19 protein-coding genes and 1 tRNA gene are annotated in these 20,389 nt (G+C 61.9%); 2 read left to right on the top strand and 18 right to left on the bottom strand.

Going from position 1 to position 20,389, the window contains the following annotated elements:
- Positions 1 to 91 precede the first annotated feature (91 nt).
- Both FYJ44_RS00335 and FYJ44_RS00330 read right to left on the bottom strand, forming a co-directional pair.
- A complete protein-coding gene (locus tag FYJ44_RS00335) occupies positions 92 to 1,828 on the bottom strand; it encodes a YcaO-like family protein (protein ID WP_154508186.1) in 1,737 nt (578 codons plus the stop codon).
- The gene (locus tag FYJ44_RS00330) at positions 1,825 to 2,544 is read right to left on the bottom strand and encodes a class I SAM-dependent methyltransferase (protein ID WP_154508185.1); all 720 of its coding nucleotides are present in this window, start codon (positions 2,542 to 2,544) and stop codon (positions 1,825 to 1,827) included. The genes FYJ44_RS00335 and FYJ44_RS00330 overlap by 4 nt, the downstream gene beginning before the upstream one ends.
- 160 nt (positions 2,545 to 2,704) lie before the next feature.
- Here FYJ44_RS00330 and FYJ44_RS00325 point away from each other — a divergent pair, with 160 nt between their 5' ends.
- Both FYJ44_RS00325 and tpx read left to right on the top strand, forming a co-directional pair.
- Entirely contained in the window at positions 2,705 to 3,553 is an 849-nt protein-coding gene (locus FYJ44_RS00325; RefSeq protein ID WP_154508184.1) for a 50S ribosomal protein L11 methyltransferase, read from the top strand.
- 106 nt (positions 3,554 to 3,659) lie between these two features.
- Positions 3,660 to 4,163 (top strand): thiol peroxidase, encoded by a 504-nt coding sequence (gene tpx, locus FYJ44_RS00320; protein WP_154508183.1) that lies wholly within the window; start codon positions 3,660 to 3,662, stop codon positions 4,161 to 4,163.
- A 136-nt stretch (positions 4,164 to 4,299) separates the two neighbouring features.
- On the opposite strand, the gene FYJ44_RS00315 is transcribed toward tpx, so the two are convergent.
- The 16 genes from FYJ44_RS00315 to FYJ44_RS00240 form a co-directional block, all read right to left on the bottom strand.
- Positions 4,300 to 5,058, bottom strand: a complete 759-nt coding sequence (locus FYJ44_RS00315; RefSeq protein ID WP_407643772.1) for a hypothetical protein — start codon at positions 5,056 to 5,058, stop codon at positions 4,300 to 4,302.
- Positions 5,059 to 5,221: 163 nt separating this feature from the next.
- Positions 5,222 to 6,517 carry a transcription termination factor Rho gene (gene rho, locus FYJ44_RS00310; RefSeq protein ID WP_154508182.1) on the bottom strand — a complete coding sequence of 432 codons (1,296 nt, stop codon included), beginning with the start codon at positions 6,515 to 6,517 and terminating at the stop codon, positions 5,222 to 5,224.
- A 276-nt stretch (positions 6,518 to 6,793) separates the two neighbouring features.
- The gene (locus FYJ44_RS00305; RefSeq protein ID WP_154508181.1) at positions 6,794 to 7,309 is read right to left on the bottom strand and encodes a CarD family transcriptional regulator; all 516 of its coding nucleotides are present in this window, start codon (positions 7,307 to 7,309) and stop codon (positions 6,794 to 6,796) included.
- 274 nt (positions 7,310 to 7,583) lie between these two features.
- A complete protein-coding gene (pth, locus tag FYJ44_RS00300) occupies positions 7,584 to 8,237 on the bottom strand; it encodes an aminoacyl-tRNA hydrolase (RefSeq protein WP_154508180.1) in 654 nt (217 codons plus the stop codon).
- 77 nt (positions 8,238 to 8,314) lie between these two features.
- Positions 8,315 to 9,208 carry an alpha/beta hydrolase gene (locus FYJ44_RS00295; protein WP_154508179.1) on the bottom strand — a complete coding sequence of 298 codons (894 nt, stop codon included), beginning with the start codon at positions 9,206 to 9,208 and terminating at the stop codon, positions 8,315 to 8,317.
- A gap of 101 nt (positions 9,209 to 9,309) precedes the next feature.
- Complete coding sequence (locus tag FYJ44_RS00290) at positions 9,310 to 9,927, bottom strand: 50S ribosomal protein L25/general stress protein Ctc (RefSeq protein WP_154508178.1); 618 nt, start codon at positions 9,925 to 9,927, stop codon at positions 9,310 to 9,312.
- Between the two features lie 108 nt (positions 9,928 to 10,035).
- Positions 10,036 to 10,983 carry a ribose-phosphate diphosphokinase gene (locus tag FYJ44_RS00285; protein ID WP_154508177.1) on the bottom strand — a complete coding sequence of 316 codons (948 nt, stop codon included), beginning with the start codon at positions 10,981 to 10,983 and terminating at the stop codon, positions 10,036 to 10,038.
- Between the two features lie 195 nt (positions 10,984 to 11,178).
- A tRNA-Gln gene (locus tag FYJ44_RS00280) sits at positions 11,179 to 11,253 on the bottom strand.
- On the bottom strand, positions 11,244 to 12,146 hold the full coding sequence (ispE, locus tag FYJ44_RS00275; protein ID WP_154508176.1) for a 4-(cytidine 5'-diphospho)-2-C-methyl-D-erythritol kinase: 903 nt from the start codon (positions 12,144 to 12,146) through the stop codon (positions 11,244 to 11,246). The genes FYJ44_RS00280 and ispE overlap by 10 nt, the downstream gene beginning before the upstream one ends.
- Positions 12,143 to 12,676 carry an ATP-dependent protease subunit HslV gene (gene hslV / locus FYJ44_RS00270; RefSeq protein WP_154508175.1) on the bottom strand — a complete coding sequence of 178 codons (534 nt, stop codon included), beginning with the start codon at positions 12,674 to 12,676 and terminating at the stop codon, positions 12,143 to 12,145. Before hslV ends, ispE begins: the two co-directional genes overlap by 4 nt.
- The gene (locus FYJ44_RS00265) at positions 12,676 to 14,088 is read right to left on the bottom strand and encodes a beta-barrel assembly-enhancing protease (RefSeq protein ID WP_154508174.1); all 1,413 of its coding nucleotides are present in this window, start codon (positions 14,086 to 14,088) and stop codon (positions 12,676 to 12,678) included. Before FYJ44_RS00265 ends, hslV begins: the two co-directional genes overlap by 1 nt.
- Before the next feature lie 197 nt (positions 14,089 to 14,285).
- On the bottom strand, positions 14,286 to 15,737 hold the full coding sequence (gene cysS, locus FYJ44_RS00260) for a cysteine--tRNA ligase (protein ID WP_154508173.1): 1,452 nt from the start codon (positions 15,735 to 15,737) through the stop codon (positions 14,286 to 14,288).
- A gap of 228 nt (positions 15,738 to 15,965) precedes the next feature.
- On the bottom strand, positions 15,966 to 16,400 hold the full coding sequence (gene rpiB / locus FYJ44_RS00255) for a ribose 5-phosphate isomerase B (protein ID WP_154508172.1): 435 nt from the start codon (positions 16,398 to 16,400) through the stop codon (positions 15,966 to 15,968).
- A 28-nt stretch (positions 16,401 to 16,428) separates the two neighbouring features.
- Complete coding sequence (locus tag FYJ44_RS00250; protein WP_154508171.1) at positions 16,429 to 17,217, bottom strand: hypothetical protein; 789 nt, start codon at positions 17,215 to 17,217, stop codon at positions 16,429 to 16,431.
- The gene (locus tag FYJ44_RS00245; protein WP_154508170.1) at positions 17,214 to 19,004 is read right to left on the bottom strand and encodes a tetratricopeptide repeat protein; all 1,791 of its coding nucleotides are present in this window, start codon (positions 19,002 to 19,004) and stop codon (positions 17,214 to 17,216) included. Before FYJ44_RS00245 ends, FYJ44_RS00250 begins: the two co-directional genes overlap by 4 nt.
- Entirely contained in the window at positions 19,005 to 20,162 is a 1,158-nt protein-coding gene (locus FYJ44_RS00240; RefSeq protein WP_154508169.1) for a sigma-70 family RNA polymerase sigma factor, read from the bottom strand.
- Positions 20,163 to 20,389: the final 227 nt, after the last annotated feature.

The following is a 20,389-nucleotide window of genomic DNA, read 5'->3' as shown; positions in this document are numbered from 1 at the left end:
CGCGAAATGCGAGCAAGAGGGCTTTGCCCGCCGTAAACAAGCATTTCAAGCGTAACATACTCTAATCTTAAGGTGATCTATTTGAAGGCGCTCAGTCTTCCAGTTCCGCCAGATGCTTGCGGGCGAAATCCAGAGAGGGGTCCAGCTCCAAAGCGGCGCGTAAATGCCTGGCCGCTTCTTCCTTTTGGCCCAGAAATTTCTGGCAGAGGCCCAGATTGGCCAGATCCAGAGCCGAACCCTTGTCCACCCTGAGCACCGCCGAAAAGGCTTCGGCGGCTTGGGCGTAACGGCCGGTCTTGAAGCGGGCCACGCCCAGCAGGTTGCCGTATTCCTTCATTTCCGGGCAGAGTTCCACGGCGCGGGCCAGGGCCGGCAGGGCCTCCTGCCAGCGGCCCTGCAAGGTGTCCGCATAACCGGCGTAAAAGGCGGCCAGAGCGGCGGCGTCGTTGTCGGGCTGCAAGGGCTGGGCCGTGCTGAAGAGATCGTGCGCCGCGTCCCACTGTTCCGCGCGCAGGGCCAGCATGCCCCGGAAAAAGGGCAGAAAATGCGCCTGCGGGTAGCATTCTTCCAGCACTGCCAGTCCGGCCAGGGCTTGCGCGGCGTCAGCCTCCTCGGCCAGTTTGCGTCCCACAAACAGGCCCAGGCTCTGGTTGCGGTCCCGTTCACGGAAGGACAGGCCCGGCGCGATGCAGTAGTGGGCTGGTATGCCCAGAGCCGGGTGGGTGGTCTCCACCGCGTAGACTTCCAGCGGGGCCAGACCGCGCAGGGCGGCCAGCAGCTCGTCGCGGATGTCGTTGGCCTCCACGCGCGGCAGGCTCTCCAGCGGCGTCAGCGGGCCTTCCAGCAGCCAGGCGGCCTGCTCCAGGCTGGTGAATTTGGGCAGGCCCGAAGCTTCGTAGCAGGCCTGGGTGCAGAAATCTCCGGCCAACTGGGCTACCTCGGTCACGGCGCGGATGGCAGCCTTGGCCGGGGAAGCCGCAGTGCCCGCCGTAAAGACGATTTCCGAGCTTTGGGGAAACGTGGCCGGATCCCAGGCCAGCGCCGCCACTGTAGGCAGGGGCATGCCCAGGGAAAAATCCTTGAGGATCAGCCGCACGCCCTCGCGCTCGAAGGCGGCCAGCAGTTCCCGCAAAACCGGGTCGTTACAGCCGGCCGGGTCAATGGTCGGCGTTTGCGGGCGTTCACGGTCTGCGCGGCAGCAGACGTGCCGCTCCACCAGTTCGCTCAGGCCCTGCAACAGGGATTCCTCGTTGCTGTTGCCCGCCGAGGTGCCGTTGAATTCACTGAGCAGCTTGAACCAGTCCAGAGGCAGCCAGACCGTGCGGCCGCTCAGCAGATGGGTGGCCGGGTAGAACTGCCAGGGCGTCAGGTCCAGCACGCGCCGGGCCTGTTCCGGGGGGAGCCGGTCGTCCACGGAGCGCAGCATGGCTTCCAGGGGCAGCAAGGCGTCTCCGAAGCGGGCCTCGGCCTCGCTCCAGGTGGCGCGCGCCATATGCGGGCGCTCCCGCCAGAAACTGAAAAAGGCGAAGCGTTCCATGAGCTCCATCAGGGCCGAGGCCTGGGCCTGCTCCGCCGAGGAACCTTTGCCCATCTGCTTGCGCGTGGGCATGATCTCGCGGGCGTCAGCGCCGCAGACGCTGAGATAGACCGGGATGCCCAGACGGCCCACATCCACCCGGCGGGTTTCCGCCAGGATGTCCAGGTTCGCGGCGGCCAGACGGTCCCGCACGCGGGCGATGGTCCGCTCCGGACTGACGGCTTTGTCCAGATCCCTGGTGTACCCCTTGGGGCAGGGACGCAGACGGATGATCGGCAGGGATTCGTTCATGCCCGCTCCAGAATCAGAATGCTGTAGATGCGTCGCTGTTCCTCGCCGTCCTCGTCCCGGCTTTTGACGCCGATGCGTCCTTCCGTGAGCTTGAAGGATTTGGCCGCCAGCTTGGCGAAATGGGGCTTGGCCCGGGCCAGATCCGTGCAGAACAGGGCCTTGCCGCCGGGGGCCAGGTGCCGGTCCACGAATTTAAGCAAAGGCCGGTGCAGATCGTCCAGATAGAGGATCTCCGAGGCCGCCATAAGGTCGAAGCCTTCGCTGAAGCGCGGGTCGCGGCCCGGCGTGGTCACGTCCACCCGGCGGACTTCCACCCGGTCCTGAAGATTGTTGCGCAGCACATTGGCCTTGGCGAAGCGCAGGGCGTCCTCCACAATGTCGCTGAGGACAATGCGCGCGAAGCCGTAACGCGCGGCCACCATGCTGAGGATGCCGCAGCCCGCGCCCAGTTCCAGCAGGCTTTTGCCCTCGGGCTCGTATTTGCGCAGCAGGCGGCCCAGCACAAAGGAACCCGGCCAGATCTTGGCCCAGAGAGGCAGATCCTTGAGGGGGTCGCGGATGGCCTTGCGTTGCAGCAGGCCGTCCAGATGAGCTTGCATATTGCGGATGGTCAGCACCTCCAGGGCGCTGTCGTCCACCTGCAACAGTTCGAATTCCACGTCAAAGGTGGCGCGGATACCGGCGAGAAGGCTGTCGAGATCTTCAGTCTGAGGCATGGCTTTTCCTTGCGACGGATTGGTATGCGGCGGGCTAACGTGGGTATGTACAGCGAGTTCGGCCACAAATCAATCCGCCCTTGTCTTTAGCACCGGCGGCGGCTACCATTCGCACATCAACCGGAAGCGGCGCTGCCGCGCAAGACAAAGGAACCATCGGATGCAGCAGATTTTCCGTCTGGATATTGTGGCCCGGGAAGAGGAAGTTGACCGGATCAGCGGCCTGCTGGCCTTGCGGGCGCCGTTCGGCTGGGAGGAGGAAAGCCTGCCCACGGGCGAGACGCGCTTTCGCGTGCACTGCGAAAAGGAAGACTTTCTCCACACCTTGCGGGACGGCATAGCGCGGGGCACGCCCGAGGCGTGCTGCACCCTGAAGACGCTGGAAGCGCAGGACTGGCTCTCGGCTTGGCGACAGTTTTTCACGCCGGTTTGCTGCGGTTCGCGCTTTGTGGTGCTGCCGCCCTGGCTGGCCGGCAGCCCGGAGTTCCCGGACCGCACGCCCATACTTATCGAACCCAAGAGCGCCTTTGGCACCGGACATCATGCCACCACGGCGCTGTGCCTGAGCGTTGTGAGCGACCTGCTGGATCAGGGGCGCATAACGCCCGGCCAGAGTTTTCTGGATCTGGGCACGGGTTCCGGCGTGCTGGGCATCGCCTGCTGCAAGAGCGGCCTCAGTGGTCTGGGCCTGGATATTGACCCTCTGGCCGTGGACAACGCTCTGGAGAACCGGGCGCTCAATCAGGTGGACGGTTTTGCGGCGGCTCTCGGCGGCATCGAAGCCGCTGCCGGTCGCACCTTTGATCTGGTCCTGGCCAATATTCTGGCCCGCCCCCTGACGGAACTGGCTCCGGCTGTGGCCGCCGCCCGCAAGCCCGAAGGCTGTCTGGTGCTTTCCGGCCTGCTGGAAATCCAGGCCGACGGCGTGGAGGCCGCGTACACGGCGCAAGGCCTGTCCGCGGCCCGACGGATCATTGAGGGCGAATGGTGCGCTCTGGTCTGGGATTGAGCGCGGCGCTCTTTATCACTATAGCTTGTCAGGAATAATTATTGACAATTTGAAGGTCATGCGGCAGAATTTTAAAATACAAAGTGACCATCAAGGAGTTTTTCATATGAATACGGTTACCTTTCAGGGCAATACCCTGCATCTTGAGGGCGAACTGCCCGTTCAGGGCCGGAAAGCCCCGGATTTCATTCTGGCCGCCAACGATCTGAGCCCGCGCGGTCTCAAGGATTACGCCGGTAAAGTGCTGGTGCTGGTCAGTGTGCCCTCGCTGGACACGCCCGTCTGCGATCTGGAAGTGCGCCGCTTCAACACCGAAGCCGCCGGACTGTCCGACAAGGTGCGCATTGTGGCGGTGAGCTGCGATCTGCCTTTTGCCCAGGCCCGCTGGTGCGGCGCAGCCGGGGTCAAGTCTGTGGAAACCCTGTCCGACTACAAGGATACAAGCTTCGGCAAAAATTACGGTGTGCTGATCCAGGAACTTCGCCTGCTGGCCCGCGCCATCTTCGTGGTGGCCCCTGACGGCACGCTGGCCTACAGCCAGCTTGTGCCTGAAGTGACCAACGAACCCGACTACGACGCGGCTCTGGCGGCGGTGAAGAAACTGGTTTAGATGTAGCGCTATTTTACAGGGTCTGGCCAAGTGCCGGTTGTCTTGTCGTTACAGGACAACCGGCATTTTTTTACCTGTCGGTTCTGTCGGTGCGGGTATCGGTGGACGTGTGATTGGGGCTTTGCCGTAACACACCCTAGCCGCGTTTGTCGCGTCCGCGTGTGGCATCCCGCAGATCGCCCGCCCTGTGGATTTCCGGACGGCGGGCCAAAGCTTCATCCGGTTCGGATTTGAGAGCGGGACCGGAGCCGGAGCGGGACGCGGGACGGTTCGCGGTTCCTTCTGCTTCGGTATTTTTCGAGCTCCACTTACCGGGGGAGCCGGGTCGCGCCCAGGCTTCCACTTCCGGGGGAAGTCTCATGCCGTCAAGAGCCGCCGCGTACTCTTCCGCATCGCCGCTATCGTCGACATCCAAGGCCAAGCCGTAGTCCAGCCAATCCCGCAGCAGGGCGGGCAGATGTTCACCATTGGCACGGCAGGCCAGCGTCATGCCGCTCCGCCATTGTTTATCCTGAGTGCTCCGGCCACGGCCTTCGTTTGCGCCGTTCTCATGGCGGGGAACAATATGCAGGCGGCAGAACGAGGCATGCTGTTCAACAGACAGCTCAATCCGGTCCACGGGAACTGCGTGAAATTGCAGTCGTCCCAGCCGACGCCGGGAAAGCAGGATTTCCTTTTTCTCCCGGTTCAGCAAAACGACGGGGCGTACGTTGAAACGGCCGATAGCAAGCAGGGACAGCCCGGCAAGCAGAAGACCGCCCGCCCCGGCCAGGGCCGCCTCATGCCGTTTCGCCAGACCAATCAGCAGGAGCAGCAGCGCCAGGAACAAAAAGGCAGCTGCCAGAAAGCGTGCCAGACTGGCGGATCTGGCGGGATTGCCGGAACCGGCGGCCACGATGCGCAAGGTGGCCTTGTCCGCCGTATGCGGCTAGGGCAATGGCGCAAAAGCTGTTGTGTTCTGTTCCCGCATGTCCATATGTCTCCGGCTTGGGCGCGCCATAAAAAAAGCCTTTCTCCAGGCGTGGGGAAAGGCTTTTTTGTTCCGGCGGGAAAAGGGCTTACTTGCCCATGGCGTTCATAAAGTCCTTGTTGGACTTGGTGGCGCGCATCTTGTCCAGCAGGAATTCCATACTGTCGATGGACGACATGGGGGCCAGAATCTTGCGCAAAATCCAGACGCGGTTGAGCACGTCGTCAGCCAGCAGCAGATCTTCCTTGCGGGTGCCCGTGCGGTTGATGTCGATGGCCGGGAAGACGCGTTTTTCCGAAAGATGGCGGTCCAGATAGATTTCCATGTTGCCGGTGCCTTTGAATTCCTCAAAGATCACCTCGTCCATGCGCGAACCCGTGTCGATAAGGGCCGTGGCGATGATGGTCAGGCTGCCGCCTTCCTCAATATTGCGGGCCGCGCCGAAAAAGCGCTTGGGCCGTTGCAGGGCGTTGGCGTCCAGACCGCCGGAAAGCACCCGGCCCGATGAAGGCGTCACCGCATTGTAGGCCCGGCCCAGACGGGTGATGGAGTCCAGCAGGATGACCACGTCGCGCTTGCGCTCCACCAGGCGTTTGGCCTTTTCCAGCACCATTTCGCAGACCTGCACATGGCGCTGCGGCGGCTCGTCAAAGGTGGAACTGATGACTTCCGCCTTTTTGACCGTGCGTTCCATGTCCGTGACTTCTTCCGGCCGCTCGTCAATGAGCAGCACGATGAGATAGACTTCGGGATTGTTGGCGTTGATGGCGTTGGCCAGCGACTGAAGCAGGATGGTTTTGCCGGTGCGCGGGGGGGCCACGATAAGGCCGCGCTGGCCGCGCCCGATGGGGGCCATGAGGTCGATGACCCGGTTGGAGAGATTTTTCTCGCCATTTTCCATGACGAGCTGATGATCGGGATAGATGGGGGTGAGGTTGTCGAAAAGAACGAGATTTTTGGCGTGTTCCGGCGGTTCAAAGCCTATTTCGGTCACCTTGAGCAGGGCGAAGTAGCGCTCCCCCTCCTTGGGCGGCCTGATCTGGCCGGAAACGATATCCCCCTTGCGCAACGAAAAACGGCGGATCTGGGATGGAGAGACATAGATGTCGTCCGGCCCCGGCATGTAGCTGCACAACGGCGAGCGCAGAAAACCGAAGCCGTCGGGCAATATTTCCAGCACGCCGTCGCCGCAAATGGCGCCGTTTTGCGAAGCGCAGGTCGAGAGCAGTGCGAAAATGAGCTCCTGTTTACGCATGGAACTCGCATTCTCAATCTCAAACTGCTCGGCCAGCTCCATGAGTTCCTGCATGCTGCGGGTTTTCAAATCCGTAAGACTCATGGCGCTGTCGGTCAACAGTGTGGGGGTCGTTTTCTTTTTACGCATAACGGTCCGATTTTTTGAAGAAACTACATGAAAAAACATTTACAATGTCAAACGGCATTGTAGTGCGGCAGGCGAATGATAAGGGAACAAAAAAGATGTGCGTCAATGCGATTAGCGTATCTTGGCGCTGATGGCAAGAAAAAAATATAGATATGCCGAATGAAGCGCAACAGCCTTCGTGCCGCCGACGCGGCGCGCAATATGCCGAAACCGCGCTTTCCAGCTGAAGGACGAAGAAAACGCGGGGTTTTCAAGGCTGATTTGCCCGGCCGTTCCTCAGTTATTCACGGCTTCGACCTGCGGCGGCGGAGCGTAACGTTCGAGCAGCTCTCCGCGCAGGGAATCTTCCGACAGTTCCAGCACTTCCGCCAGTTCGCCGGTGACCAGGCCCATGGCCTGCTCCTGCAGGCGGCGTTCACCGAAAGAGAGTTCCTTGCCGCGCCCGATGAGCAGCAATTCGCGCAAAACTTCCGTAACCACGGCGAGTTCCGGGCTTTTGAGACGTTCGGAATATTCGCGGAAGCGCCGGTTCCAGTTCTGTCCGGTATAGACCGGCGTATCCGTGTCGCCGCGCAAGGTTTGCAGAATGCGCTGGGCTTCATCTTTGGGCGTGAGAGTGCGCAGGCCCACATTGACGGCATTATTCACCGGAACCATCAGCGTGATGTTATTGGCGCGGATGCGGACAATATAGAACTCGCACGCGATGCCGCCGATATTCTGTCGGTCGATGCGCTCTATTTTGCCCACGCCCTGGGCCGGATAAACCACGAGATCGTCCGGTGTGAACATTCTTTCACCACGCGCCGCAAGGGGACGCCGCTCCGCAGAGTTCTCAGTGTGTTACGAAGGCCTCGCAAGCAGACGAAACATTCGCGGAAACGCGATTTTCCGGCAAATATCCGCCCGTCTCGGGCACTATGCCGACTACGCCCGGCGTGCCCCTGTTTCCCGCGGAAAAGGGCAGGAAGGAGAACAAATTACGCTTGAAGAGGCATGGATATACGTATCCACTCTCCAAAACTGATACTCCATCTGCGAACGGCTGTCCAGAGAGAAAGAAATTTTATCCGTTCGGCATGTCCGTATCCGCGGCTTTTGTTCCGGTTTTAGGCGGTTTGGGCGCGTCGGCCTTACGCGCCATGCGCACGGCGGCCTCCAGGCCCTTGTCCGCAAAGGCAAAGAGCGTGTCCAGAGCCATGGGCAGGGAGGCGCGCAACTTCCCGGCGTCCTCCGCGTCAGGCCGTCCCAGAACCCAGTTGGTGACGTCGCCTTTGTGGGGCGGTCGCCCTATGCCCAGGCGCAGACGGTAAAAATCGGGCGTACCCAGCAACTCGGTGATGGATTTGAGGCCGTTGTGTCCGGCATTGCCGCCGCCGCGCTTGAAGCGCAGCTCTCCGGCCGGAATGTCCAGTTCATCATGGGCCACCACCAACTGCTCGGGTTTGAGTTTGTGCCAGGCCAGCAGGGGCTGCACGCACTGGCCGCTGAGATTCATAAATGTCTGGGGCTTGGCCGCCAGCCAGGTTCCGCCCAGTTGCGGAAGACGGACCCGCCAGAGTTCACAGGAGAATTTGCCGCCGTTGAGGGCGTTGAGATCTCCTTCTTTTTCCGCCAGCTCCAGCAAGGCGGAAACCAGGGCGAAGCCGCAATTATGCCGGGTGCCGTCATAGCGCGGGCCGGGATTGCCGAGGCCCACCAGTACGCCTGTATATTCCATGAGCGATCCTTACGGGTTGAAGACGCGTGGGAAATGAGACTGCCGTCAGGCATTCCAACTTTGAAAAGTATAATATTTCAAAGCGAATCCGGGCTGGGCGCATCCGGGGATTCCAGCCTTAGGGGCAGCCCCAGACCCGCGCAGGCCGCCGCCGCCGTGCGGGCCAGATAACGGCAGGCGGGCGGGTTCATGGCCGCCAGATGGCCGCCGCCGGGCAGCCAGATCAGCCGTTTTCGCGGGGCGCGCAGCAGGTCGAAGGTGGATTGGACCAGCGCGGGCGTGAACAGGGCGTCGTCCCACGCATTAAAAAAGTAGAGCGGGCAATGCAGGCGCGGCGAAAGGCGGGCATTGAACAGGCTGGCCAGAAATGCCAGCGGATAGGTCGAACGGCTTTTGCGGCGGTTGGCGCGGATGTGGCGCGCACCGGCGCTGATCCGCCGCAGGGAAAGGTAGGCCGGTACGGGCAGGGGCAGGCGCGGCATACGCCGGGCCAGAGCGTTGATGACGGCCATCAGCTTCTGTCGCCGCGCGGCCAGCGGGCGGAAAAGAGTCAGGGCAATGGCCTCGCTCTGTTGGGGCAAAATGCCGCAGATGGGAAAGGCCGCCGCCAGGTGCCGTGATGACGCGGCATGGGCCAGCGTCAGGATGCCGCCCTGGCTGTGCCCGCAGACCGCCAGCGGCCCCAGACCCGCGTCGTGCAGCCAGCGCTCGGCCTCCAGTCCGTCACGCAGCAGATCGTCAAAGGTGAAGCCCACGCTATGCGGGTTGAGCCCGTGCCCGGTCAGGTGCAGGGCGGCCACGGCGAATCCGGCTTCACGCAGGGCGGCCAGCAGAGGACGGTATTGCCAGGGCGAGAGCATGGTGCCGGGGTAAAACAACATGGTTCCGGCGCCGGCATTGGGCCAGAGCTCGAGAATCAGGCCGTGGCGGCCGCCACGCAGGGTGTGATATTGAACCGGATATCTGGGCATGGGCTTCGCTCGGGCGGGCGCGGCGTTCGCGCGGCTTTCCTCCTGATAAAAATGAGGCCGGCCCCAGAGGACCGGCCTGAAAAAAAAGCGGAAAAAGGGGCTTATTCCGCAGCCGCCGGAGCCGCGCCTTCCTCGCCGCTTTCCTCGTCTTCCTTGGTCTTGGTCAGCACGCTGACCACAGCGAAGTTATGATCGTACACGGCGCTCACATTGGCGGGCAACTGAAGGTCAGCCACGCTGATGGTGTCGTTGATGTCCATATCGGACACGTCGACGGTGATCTTCTGGGGCATTTCCAGCGGCTTGCTGCTCAGACGCACGCTTTCGCGGTAGGTTTCCAGCACGCCGCCCAGCTTCACGCCGCGCGAAACGCCCACGAATTCCAGAGGCACGTCAACCTTGACTTCCTTGTTCAGATCCACACCGTAGAAGTCGATGTGGGTGAAGCACTTCTTGTAAGGGTGGCGCTGCACCTGCCAGATCAGCACGGGATGCGTGCTCTTCTGGCCGTTTTCGTCGATCTCGAGGTTGAACACGGTGGTGTGGCCCACTTCCCCATAGATCTTTTCCAGAGGCAGGGTCGGGGCCTGCACGATGATGTTTTCGCCCTGGGCCGTGTAGAACACGCCGGGGATCAGATCCTGGGAACGCAGGCGGCCGCTGGGACCCTTGCCGCAATTTTCGCGTTTCTGCACGCTCAACGTTTTTTCAATACTCATGATCCTCTCCTTGCTGGCCGCCGCCTGAAACGTGCGGAAAAAGTTCGTATGGGGTTCTTGCCATTCCCTTGCGGGACGTATTCACGTTTTTTGTCCGGCACGCGCCGGTTATACAAACAACACGCTTACCGAAGAGCCGGTATGGATGTTGTGAATGGTCTTGCCCAGCAGCGCGGCCACGGAAGTGACCTTCAGCTTGGGGCAGCGCTCCAGTTTGTCGCCCAGCGGAATGGTATCCGTGACGATGACCTGGGAAAGGGCCTCGGTTTCGTTGATGCGGTCGATGGCCGGACCGGAGAGCACCGGATGGGTGGCGCAGGCCACGATCTTCGTGGCCCCGTACTTGAGCAGCACTTCGGCTCCGGCGCACAGGGTTCCCGCGGTGTCGATCATGTCGTCCACCACAATGGCCACCCGGCCTTCCACTTCGCCGATGACATGCATGGCCTGGGCCTGGTTGGGCCGGTCGCGGCGCTTGTCCACAATGGCCAGAGGGGCGTTGAGCCGCTTGGCATAGGCTCTGGCCCGTTCCACCCCCCCGGCGTCGGGCGAAACGATGACGATTTTGTCTTCATTGAGCTGGCGCAGGCTGTCCAGCATGACCGGCACGGCAAAAAGATTGTCCACCGGGCAGTCGAAAAAGCCCTGAATCTGTCCGGCGTGCAGGTCGATGGTCACTACGCGCTCGGCCCCGGCCACGCTGATGAAGTCCGCCACCAGCTTGGCGCTGATGGGCGCGCGGGGGCTGACCTTGCGGTCCTGACGGGCGTAGGCGTAATAGGGGATCACCGCCGTGATGCGCCCGGCGCTGGCCCGCTTAAGGGCGTCCAGCATCAGACAGAGCTGCACCAGGTTGCGGTTGACCGCGGGCGGACAGGTGGGCTGAACGACGAATACGTCGTCCCCGCGCACATTGTCGCCGATTTCGATACGCAGTTCACCGTCGCTGAACGTGGTGGCCAGCGTGGGCGTGAGCTGACAACCCAAGTGGTCGCAAATGGCCTTGGCCAGATCTGGATTGGAAGAACCTGTGACGATTTTCAGGTCGCTGAACATGAGGCTGCCTTGCTTTACGCGTTCACGGGCAATGAACGTGTTTTGCCTTGGAAGTGCCCGTTGATACATGTCGACGCTCTGAAAGGAGAGGCCGCGCCCGCCGCTGACAACGCCAGTGACGCCTGGAAGCGTGGGCGGAAAGGGCCGCCCGGCCCGGTCAACGCGAACGGCGTCGCCGCCGTCGTGTGTGCTGTGTGGCTGGGATGGAAGGGTTCGAACCTTCGAATGACGGAGCCAAAACCCGTTGCCTTACCACTTGGCTACATCCCAGTATTCCCCAGAGGAAGCAGGTAGACATGCCGCTTTTCCGCGTGCAGGGCCGCTGCGGCGTCTTCCGCTTTGGCCGCCGCCGCGCGGTCGAACAGGCCCAGTACGCTGGAACCGCTGCCGCTCATGCAGGCCGTGTCGGCCCCAAGGCGCAAAAGATCCGCCTTGATGGCGGCCAGTTGCGGATACTGGGGAAAAACCGCGGCTTCCAAATCGTTGCGGATATCCCACACGGACCATGTCGCGTTCCCTGCTCCAGAGAGAAAAGTTCCATTAGCCTCGCACGGGCTCTTTGTCAAGCTGTTTTGCGCCGCCGTCCGGTCCGCGTGGGGGAAAAGGGCGTCATAACGGGCAAAGGCCCAAGCTGTGTCCACATGGATTTCGGGACAGACCAGCACCAGGCGGAGGCCGGAAAAATCATAGTCCATGGGCGTCAGTATTTCGCCGATGCCTTGTACCCGGCAGGGCTGATTGTACAGAAAAAAAGGCGCGTCCGCGCCCACCGCCAAGGCCGTGCGGGCCAGACCGGCGGCGTCCAGGGGCAGGTCCGCGCGCTCGTTGAGCCAGAGCAGCAGGGAGGCGGCATCGCTGCTGCCGCCGCCCAGACCCGAGCCCAGCGGAATGCCCTTGCGCAAATGCACCGCGATGCCGGGCGCGCCGCCCGTCTCCTTGACAAAAGCGGCATAAGCCCTGGTCAGCGTGTTGTGCTCCGGGTTTACGCCCGGCTCATCGCAACGGAGCACGATGCCCTGCCTGCCGGTTTCCCTGATCTCCAGGTGGTCGCAGGGGGTCGGCAGAGGATAAAACAGCGAATCCAGCTCGTGGTAGCCGTCGGCCCGCACGCCGACCACATGCAGGCCCAGGTTGACCTTGCAACCGGCCGTGAGATGGATCATAGCGTTTCCACAGTCAGATGACCGTTGGTGTACACGCAGATTTCCGAGGCGATACGCATGGACTCGCGGGCCACGGTTTCCGCGTCGAGATCGCTGTGCCGGATGAACGCTCTGGCCGCCGCCAGGGCGTAAGGGCCGCCGCTGCCGATGGCCGCCACATCGTCATCAGGTTCAATGACGTCGCCCGTGCCGGAAACCACCAGCAGATGTTCACTGTCCGCCAGCAGCAGCATGGCTTCCAGCTTGCGCAGATACTTGTCCTTGCGCCATTCCTTGGTCATCTCCACAGCGGCGCGCAGCAGGTTGCCGCGCACTTCCTTGAGCTTGGCCTCGAACAGTTCAAAAAGGGTGAAGGCGTCCGCCGTGGCTCCGGCGAAACCGGCCAGAATGCGCCCTTCATACAGGCGGCGCACCTTCTGGGCCGTGTGTTTCATAATCATGGTCTGGCCCAGCGTCACCTGACCGTCCCCGGCCATGGCCACATGGTTGCCTTTTTTCACCGCCAGAATAGTTGTCGCGTGGGTGTCCATCAGTTTTTATCCCAGATTTCCTTGCGTTCCTTGTAGGCCGCTTCCAGGCGCTGGAACCGCCGCCTGTCCGGCGAACGGTCGGCCAGGGCCTTGGCCTGCTTGAAAAAGCGCTCGGTCTGCTTTTTGTTGTTGGAGTACAGGGCGCTGTAGGTCATATGGATGTAGGCGTCCAGCGTTTTGCCCGCCTTGCCCAGCGAGCGGGCGTAGGATTCATGCACTTCGGCGTCTTCCGGCACGTAACGCAGCACTTCCGCGTAATATTTGTCCGCCTGAGCCTGACGTCCGGTCTCATCCAGCATCCGGGCGTAGAAAAAGGAGGCCATGTAGTCGCGCGGATCAAGGTTCATGGCTTGGCGCAACAGGCCGTCGGCCCGGCTCATGTCCCCCTTGCGGTAGTGGAAGGCCCCGGCTTCGCGCAGGATCAGCGGGTCTGCGGGCGCGGCGGCCAGCGCCTGATCAAAGGCCGCGCTGGCTTCGTTGATCTTGTTCTGTCGGGCCAGCACGATGCCCCGGCCCATGGCCGACAGGCCGTCCCTGCCGGAAAAGCGTTGCAGGGCCGCCTGCTCGTCGCCGTAGCGGGCCCAGAGCAGGGTTTTGACGCGGGTGAAGCGCCGGTTGTCCTGCTTGCGGTCGCGAATATTGGCGGGCAGCGTCTGGATGCGGGCCTGCAGTCCGTTGACGCGGTCGCCGATGGCCGGGTGGGTGGAAAGGTAGGCGGGCATGCTGGTGCCGCTCATCCAGCTTTTCTGGCGCAACACCTTGAAGCCGCCCACCATGCCGGCGGGCGGATAGCCGGCGGCAATCAGGTATTGCAGGCCGAGGTGGTCGGCTTCGTTTTCGTCCACCCGGCTGTAATTGAGCATGGCCGACTGCCCCGCGCCCAGGGCTCCCATGGCTAGAGCGCCGCCTCCTGGGCCGCCGGCGGCCACGCCGGCGATGGCCAGCAGGAGCGAGCCCACAGTCAGGTATTGCGCCCGCTCCAGACGGGCGGCCACATGACGCTGGGTCACATGGGCCAGTTCGTGGGCCAGTACCCCGGCCAGTTCCTCTTCGCGTTCCAGGTTCATGATCATGCCCGTGAAGACAAAGACATAGCCGCCGGGCACGGCAAAGGCGTTGAGAGAATTGTGCAGGACTACCGTGGCCCTGAAGTTGAACGGATGAGGCGGCAGGGCCTTGACCAGGCGGTCCAGCAGATATTTGACGTACTGGCTTACTTCCGGGTCTTCGACCACGGGCAGGCTGGAGCGGACCATCACGTCGAATTTGTGGCCCATCTCCTGTTCATCTTTGATGGAAACGCCGCCGAAAAAGAAGGCCCGCGCCGGCACGGGAAAGAACTGCGGCAGCAGAAAGGCCAGCAGAACCAGCAGGGCCGTCCAGCGGCGGGCGGCGAAACGACGAAACGGCATATTCTCCTCACGGCAAGGCCGGACCAATAGAGCAATTTCAGTTTGAAATTGCTCTGGCGGTTGCGAGAGCAACCGCCAGCCACGAAGGCGTAAGCGCAATGTATTTGCGCTGTTAAGCGCCGAAGTAGACGTCTTTAAACGTTACGGATTTAAATTCGTAACGTTAATCTGTTCCAGGCCGGGGCCGGAAAGCGGGGCTATTCCAGATCCCAGTCCTGTCCGTCCGGCGTATCCCGCACGCTCACACCCAGGCCGAGCAGTTCCTCACGCAGGGCGTCGGAGCGGGCGAAATCCTTTTGCATGCGGGCTTCCCGACGCTGGCGCAGCAGGTTTTCCACATGATCCATATCCAGGTTTTTGCGGGCAACGCGCATGGCGCGCAGTTCAGAGAGAAATTCGGCGGGATCCCTGCCGAACAGGCCCAGTTGCGCGTCCCAGTCACGGGCGCGGGCCAGGAATTCCTCCAGCAGTTCCCGCGTGCCTTCAGCCGCGCGCAGGCTTTTTTCCTCCAGCAGGCGGTTGACGATGCGCACTTGGGAGAAAATCTGGCCCAGGGCCTGGGCCGTGTTCAGATCGTCGTCCAGCGCGGCTTCAAAGGCCGTGGGCAGGGCTGTCCATTCTTCCCGCAGTTCGGCGGGCAGGGGCGTTTTTTTCCGGGAGGCGCGCTCCAGAGCCTTGCGGGCTTCCAGCAGGGAGGAATAGACCCGGTGCTGGGCTTTTTCCGACTCGTCCATGCCTTCGGCGGTGAAATCAATGGGACTGCGGTAGTGCTTGCCCAGCAGGAAAAAGCGCAGAGTTTCAGGAAGGTAGCTTTCAAGAATGTCGCGGATGGTTTTAAAGTTGCCCAGCGATTTGGACATCTTTTCCGCATTGACCTGCACAAAGCCGTTGTGCACCCAGTAGCGGGCCAGTTCGCAACGGCAGACGGCCTCTGACTGGGCGATTTCGTTCTCATGGTGGGGGAAGATCAGGTCCTGGCCGCCGCCGTGGATATCCAGTGGCAGATAGGGACCGCTCATGGCCGAGCATTCGATATGCCAGCCGGGGCGGCCTTTGCCCCAGGGGCTGTCCCAGGAGGGCTCGCCGGGCTTGGCGGCCTTCCAGAGGGCGAAGTCCAGCGGATCTTCCTTTTCCTCGCCCGGCGCCACGCGTGCGCCCGAGAGCAGTTCGTCCAGACTGCGGCCGGAAAGTTTGCCGTAGGGCGGGTAGGAGCGCACCCGGAAGTAGACGTCGCCCGAAGGCGTGGCGTAGGCCTTGCCCTCGTCGATCAGTTTGGCGCAGAGATCCTGGATCTGGGGAATATATTCCGTGGCGCGCGGTTCGGAGTCCGCGCGCAGCACGCCCAGGCGGTCCATGTCTTCATGGAAGGCGTCGATATAGGTCTGGGCCACTTCCCGCCAGTCGCGGCCTTCGCTGTTGGCGCGGTTGATGATCTTGTCGTCCACGTCCGTAAAGTTGCGCACGAAGCTGACCTCCAGGCCCAGATGGCGCAAATGGCGGACCAGAGCGTCAAACACCAGGGCGGAACGGGCGTGGCCGATGTGGCAGTAGTCATAGGCGGTGATGCCGCAGACGTACATATGAACTTTGCCCGGCCGGACCGGAATGAATTCTTCTTTTTGACGGCCCAGAGTGTTGTAGAGCTGCATGGCAATCCTTTAGGGGCTGTTGCTGACCTGTCCCCGCTTCAACCGTCGGCGCAAATTTGCGAGCCATACGGAAAAAGGCAGAATTCAGTATAGTTATGTGGTCGTTATCGAGCAGATTCTCTTTGAACAGGCATAGCCTTCCAAAGGCAATCTGCCCTCAAAAGGGCTTCCGGCGCGAGATGCGTGCATGCCTGCCGAAAAAAGCGCAAGTCTCGCCGTTGCCACGCCTCAGGCCGGGGCGTTGAGCTGATCCAGGCGGCGCTGATGGCGGCCCCCTTCAAACTGACTTTCCAGAAAAGCCCCCATGATGGCCAGAGCCAGTTCCACGCCCGTGACGCGCGAACCCAGGCAAAGCACGTTGGCGTTGTTGTGGCGGCGGCTCAGGCGGGCGTGCAGTTCGGTGGCGCAGAGCGCGGCCCGGATGCCGGGGTGGCGGTTGGCGGCCAGGGACATGCCGATGCCCGTGCCGCAGACCAGGATGCCGAGGCAGTGCTCACGCTCCACAGCTTCGCAGAGTTTGTGGGCAAAGACGGGATAGTCGCAACTTTCCCTGGAATGGGTTCCGTCGTCGACAACCTCGTAGCCGAGTCCGGTCAGCTGCTGGGCCAGGGTAGCCTTCAGGTCAAATCCGGCGTGGTCCGATGCCAGGTGGATGCGTTGCATATCTGCTCCTTGCAGAGAAAATAGGGGACTACTGCGCTCTGTACTGCGAAAGCGGCAGCAGAGGCGCGCCTTCAGGCAAGGTAAGGCTCATCTGCTCCGTGGTAAAGGCCCCGGCCGGTTTTTCCCGCTCTTTAACCAACAGGATGGCGCGTTTGCCGTTGCTGTGGGTCAGGGTCAGGCGGCGGGGCAGGGGCGGCACTGCGTCGTCATAGGCGATGTCCATGCTCCAGCCTTTGCCGCCCTGCGGGGCTTCGCGCCAGGCCACGGGCAGACCTTCGGCGTTGAGGGTCACGCTGCCCCCGGGTTTGCCGCTCAGCTCATAGCGCGCCAAGCCATCGGGCAGTTCCGCGGCGGCGTTGTGCTCATCTCCGAAGACCGCCGCGTAGCGGCCGTTGAGCAGGGCGGCCAGATGCTCCAGATCAAAGGGCACGGGCACGCCCACTTTGAGCAGCGGCTTGGCCGCGCCCTGGTAGAAATAGGCTTTGTTTTCACTTGGGCTGTAGACCAGAAAATGTTGGCCGTCTTCAAGAATTTTGGCGATCACCGCGCCCACGCCGGCCATGACGTCCAGACGCAACCGGCGTTCGCTGTTGCCCCAGAACAGGGCCGTGACCCGGCGGGTATCGCCTTCGGCGCCGAAGCGCAGGCTCATTTGCAGGCGATAGGGCGCGCGCGGCGCGGCCTCGCTGACGGCTGTAAACTTCTGCCAGCGGCTTTCCAGACGGGCTTGCGCCTCCGGACCCGAATCCAGGCTGGAAGGCTGTTTGGCACAGGCGCAGGCCAGCAGAAAGCAACAGAGAAGGACGAGTTTTTTCATAATGTTGAAAGCCGCTGCCGCAAGGTTTCGGCATTGGCGGGTTTGAGGTCCAGAGCCTTCTGATAGGCCTTGCGGGCCTCATCCTTGAGGCCCATGCGCTGGGCGATGTCGCCGTAATGCTCCCAGATGGAGGGGTCCACCTGATCGCCCAGCTTCACGGCCCGGCGGATTTCGCTCAGGGCCTCTTCCAGGCGGCCGGATTTGAACAAGGCCCAGGCCAGGGAGTCCACAATATAAGCCTGATCAGGCGAAAGCTCGTTGGCCCTGGCCAGCAGTTTGACGGCCCGCTCCAGCTCCCGGCTTTCCTCGGCCAGAGTGTAGCCCACATAGTTGAGCGCCTGATAGTTGTCCGGATGGCTCGTCAGGATGCCTTCCATGACCGTAAAAGCGCCCTTCTTGTCGCCGGTCTCGTCCAGCAGGGAACCCAGCAGAAAGGCCAGGTCCGTATTGTCCGGCCATGTTTTCACCGCCTCGCGGGCCACCTTGAGGGCGTCCGTCATCTGTTTCTGACGGGCCAGCAGGCGAATTTCAAACTCCTGAAAGTCGGGAATCTCGGCAAAATCTTTCCGCCCCTGGCGCACCACCTTGAGGGCGTTGTCGTTCTGCCCGGCCTCGGCCAGGAGTTGGGCGCGCAGCAGACGGGCGCGTCCGGAGCTTTTGCTGGTGGACGGCATTTTATCCAGCCAGGACAGGGCCATGGACAGATCACGGCGCTGCTCGTAGGCCAGATCCGCCAGCAGCAGATAGACATCGCCGGGCGCGCCGCCGTCGGCCACGATCTGCTTGAGCAGGCTTTCGGCCTGCAGATAATGGCGCGAATCCATGAACATGCTGGCTACCGTCAGTTTGAAGGGCACGGTGGCCGGACCCAGACGCATATACTGGAGGGCTTTTTCGGGCTGCTTCAGGCGCAGGGAAATGTTCACCAGCCTGAGAGCCACATCCTGGGTGGAAAAATTGAGCTTGATCAGTTTTTCATAGACATTGCGGGCTTCGCGCAGATCCCCGCGCTGCTCGTAAATGAAGGCCAACTCGGCCAGGGCCTCCACAAAGTCCGGCATTTCCCTGATGGCCTTCTGAAGATAAGGGATGGCCTCGTTGCGGCGCTCCATGCCGATCAGCGCTCTGGCGTGATAATAATCCACCAGAGGGGAACGCTGTTTGGCCGTCACGCTGTTGAGCAGTTTTTCGGCTTCCGTGAACTGCTTGCTTTTGACCAGCAGCAGGGCCAGCTCCAGACGGGCGTCCAGGGAATCCGGATGCTTTTGCAGGTAGGCGCGCATCAGTTCCACGCCGCGCTCGGGCATGCCGTGCTCCAGAAGCGCTTCGGCATAGAGCAGATTGAGCGACATGTCCTCGGGCCAGACGCTCAGGGCCTGCTCCAGCAGGATTACGGCATTGGGGGACTTGCGGCTCATCAGCCAGACCCCGCCCTCCATCCAGACCTTGGCCGGAACCGGAGACGTCTTGAGCAGGGATGCGGCCTGCAGCAAGGCTGCCTCGTCCTCGTCCAGCAGCGCCTGGGTATAGAGCAGATAGGCATAGGTGCTCTGCGCATCGGGCGAAAGCTCGTTCTCCAGCGGCCGCACGGGCAGGCTCTGGAGGGAGGCGGACTCCCCGCGCGAGAGCGCGGACTTCTCCCCGGCTGCGGATTCTTCGCCTGTCCGGTCGGAGGTCTGGCCGGTTTGCGGCTTGTTGCCGGCACAACCGCCGCAGCCGAGAAGGGAAAGCGGAGCCGTGGCGGCCAGCGTCAACGCGCAGAGCAGCGCTATGGTCTTACGTTTCATTTATGATTGTATCCATGCGTCTGAAAAGTCCTTGATATCCAGCGTGAGGTGTTGGCGGATCTTTTCCAGAAGCCGGGCCTCAAGCTGACGGACGCGTTCCCGCGTGACGTTATACCGTTCGCCTATCTCACGCAAGGTGACGGGCTCGTCGGTGAGCAGACGGTTCTGCAGAATGTAGACTTCCTTCTCGTTGAGCTTGGGCATGATGGTTTTCAGGCGCGAGCGCACCAGTCCCGCGATTTCGTCCGTGGCCAGGCTGTCCTCGATGCCGGGCCCCAGAGCGGGCAGAAAGTCCATGCGGGTGGCCCCGCCGGAATCTTCGCCCACCTGGACGTTGAGCGAAAGGTCCGTGGAGGCCAGACGCTGGTCCATTTCATTGATCTGATCCTCGGTCACGCCCAGATGCTCGGAGAGCATGGCGGCGTCCGGATCATAGCCCTGGGCGATCAGCTTCTGGCGCTCGCGGTTCAGATTGTAGAACAGCTTGCGCTGGACCTGGGTGGTGCCGATCTTGACCATTCGCCAGTTGTCCATGATGAACTTGAGGATGTAGGCCTTGATCCAGAACGAGGCGTAATAGGAGAACTTGATGCCCTTGTCCGGATCAAACTTGTTCACCGCGCGCATCAGACCCACGTTGCCTTCCTGCACCAGATCCAGCACGTTCTGCATCCAGCGTCGCTGGAAGTCCATGGCGATGCGCACCACCAGCCGCAGATGGGAGGATACCAGCCGGAAGGCCGCGTCCGGATCGTTGTGGTCACGCACGCGCAGAGCCAGCTCATGTTCCTCTTCGGGTTGGAGCATGGGAAAGCGGCTCACCTCGCGCAAATAGAGGTGCAGACTGTCGCGCGTGCCGGTCGGAGAGGGCAGGCGGGGCAGGCTCGGCGCGGGTAGGGGAGCGTCGTGGTCTTCCTCCAGGGCAAGTTCCGGCTCCGCGTCCGGGCCGTCCTTGTCGTCGTCCACATCCAGAATTTCACCTGCCGCCAGCTCTTCGCCGTCCAGGATATCCAGCGTTTCCAGATTCCGGTCTTCATCCTCCTTGTCGTCGCGCGGAGCCTCAAGGACTTCGATTTCAGGCGCGATTTTTTTGGAGGCTGTCTTGTCTTTTCCACTCTTATGCCGCGTGGAAGGGGCTATCTTATTATTTTTTTTCATTTTATTCATACTCAGTCATTGCCGCTCGGAACAGGCGGCAATGTTTTATGCTATAGTTTTGGTTTGTCCTTTTCAATGTTTTTCAGTACTAAAAACCCAGCCGCTCTCCGGAAGGCTTTCCCGGCTGGAGGGGCTGAAAAGCGCCGGGCGCTTGTTGCTCAACTTCTTATACAGTTATCATCGGCGGAGATCAAAAAACGCCGGACCCCGTTCCGCGCGGGCGGTCC

It is taken from the genome of Desulfovibrio porci (assembly GCF_009696265.1).
GTDB classification, from domain to species: Bacteria; Desulfobacterota; Desulfovibrionia; order Desulfovibrionales; family Desulfovibrionaceae; genus Desulfovibrio; species Desulfovibrio porci.
Note: the sequence above shows the minus strand (reverse complement) of the source record. Positions and strands in the feature narration are given on the sequence as shown.

Excerpts from the sequence above, each read along its gene's own strand:
- FYJ44_RS00245 (WP_154508170.1), bottom strand. The coding sequence starts at position 19,004 with ATGAAACGTAAGACCATAGCGCTGCTCTGCGCGTTGACGCTGGCCGCC.
- FYJ44_RS00295 (WP_154508179.1), bottom strand. The coding sequence starts at position 9,208 with ATGCCCAGATATCCGGTTCAATATCACACCCTGCGTGGCGGCCGCCAC.
- cysS (WP_154508173.1), bottom strand. The coding sequence starts at position 15,737 with ATGCAGCTCTACAACACTCTGGGCCGTCAAAAAGAAGAATTCATTCCG.
- ispE (WP_154508176.1), bottom strand. The coding sequence starts at position 12,146 with ATGATCCATCTCACGGCCGGTTGCAAGGTCAACCTGGGCCTGCATGTG.
- FYJ44_RS00330 (WP_154508185.1), bottom strand. The coding sequence starts at position 2,544 with ATGCCTCAGACTGAAGATCTCGACAGCCTTCTCGCCGGTATCCGCGCC.
- pth (WP_154508180.1), bottom strand. The coding sequence starts at position 8,237 with ATGGAATATACAGGCGTACTGGTGGGCCTCGGCAATCCCGGCCCGCGC.
- FYJ44_RS00285 (WP_154508177.1), bottom strand. The coding sequence starts at position 10,983 with ATGTTCAGCGACCTGAAAATCGTCACAGGTTCTTCCAATCCAGATCTG.
- FYJ44_RS00265 (WP_154508174.1), bottom strand. The coding sequence starts at position 14,088 with ATGCCGTTTCGTCGTTTCGCCGCCCGCCGCTGGACGGCCCTGCTGGTT.
- FYJ44_RS00325 (WP_154508184.1), top strand. The coding sequence starts at position 2,705 with ATGCAGCAGATTTTCCGTCTGGATATTGTGGCCCGGGAAGAGGAAGTT.
- FYJ44_RS00240 (WP_154508169.1), bottom strand. The coding sequence starts at position 20,162 with ATGAAAAAAAATAATAAGATAGCCCCTTCCACGCGGCATAAGAGTGGA.
- FYJ44_RS00305 (WP_154508181.1), bottom strand. The coding sequence starts at position 7,309 with ATGTTCACACCGGACGATCTCGTGGTTTATCCGGCCCAGGGCGTGGGC.
- FYJ44_RS00250 (WP_154508171.1), bottom strand. The coding sequence starts at position 17,217 with ATGAAAAAACTCGTCCTTCTCTGTTGCTTTCTGCTGGCCTGCGCCTGT.
- hslV (WP_154508175.1), bottom strand. The coding sequence starts at position 12,676 with ATGGACACCCACGCGACAACTATTCTGGCGGTGAAAAAAGGCAACCAT.
- rpiB (WP_154508172.1), bottom strand. The coding sequence starts at position 16,400 with ATGCAACGCATCCACCTGGCATCGGACCACGCCGGATTTGACCTGAAG.
- FYJ44_RS00290 (WP_154508178.1), bottom strand. The coding sequence starts at position 9,927 with ATGAGTATTGAAAAAACGTTGAGCGTGCAGAAACGCGAAAATTGCGGC.
- rho (WP_154508182.1), bottom strand. The coding sequence starts at position 6,517 with ATGCGTAAAAAGAAAACGACCCCCACACTGTTGACCGACAGCGCCATG.
- tpx (WP_154508183.1), top strand. The coding sequence starts at position 3,660 with ATGAATACGGTTACCTTTCAGGGCAATACCCTGCATCTTGAGGGCGAA.
- FYJ44_RS00335 (WP_154508186.1), bottom strand. The coding sequence starts at position 1,828 with ATGAACGAATCCCTGCCGATCATCCGTCTGCGTCCCTGCCCCAAGGGG.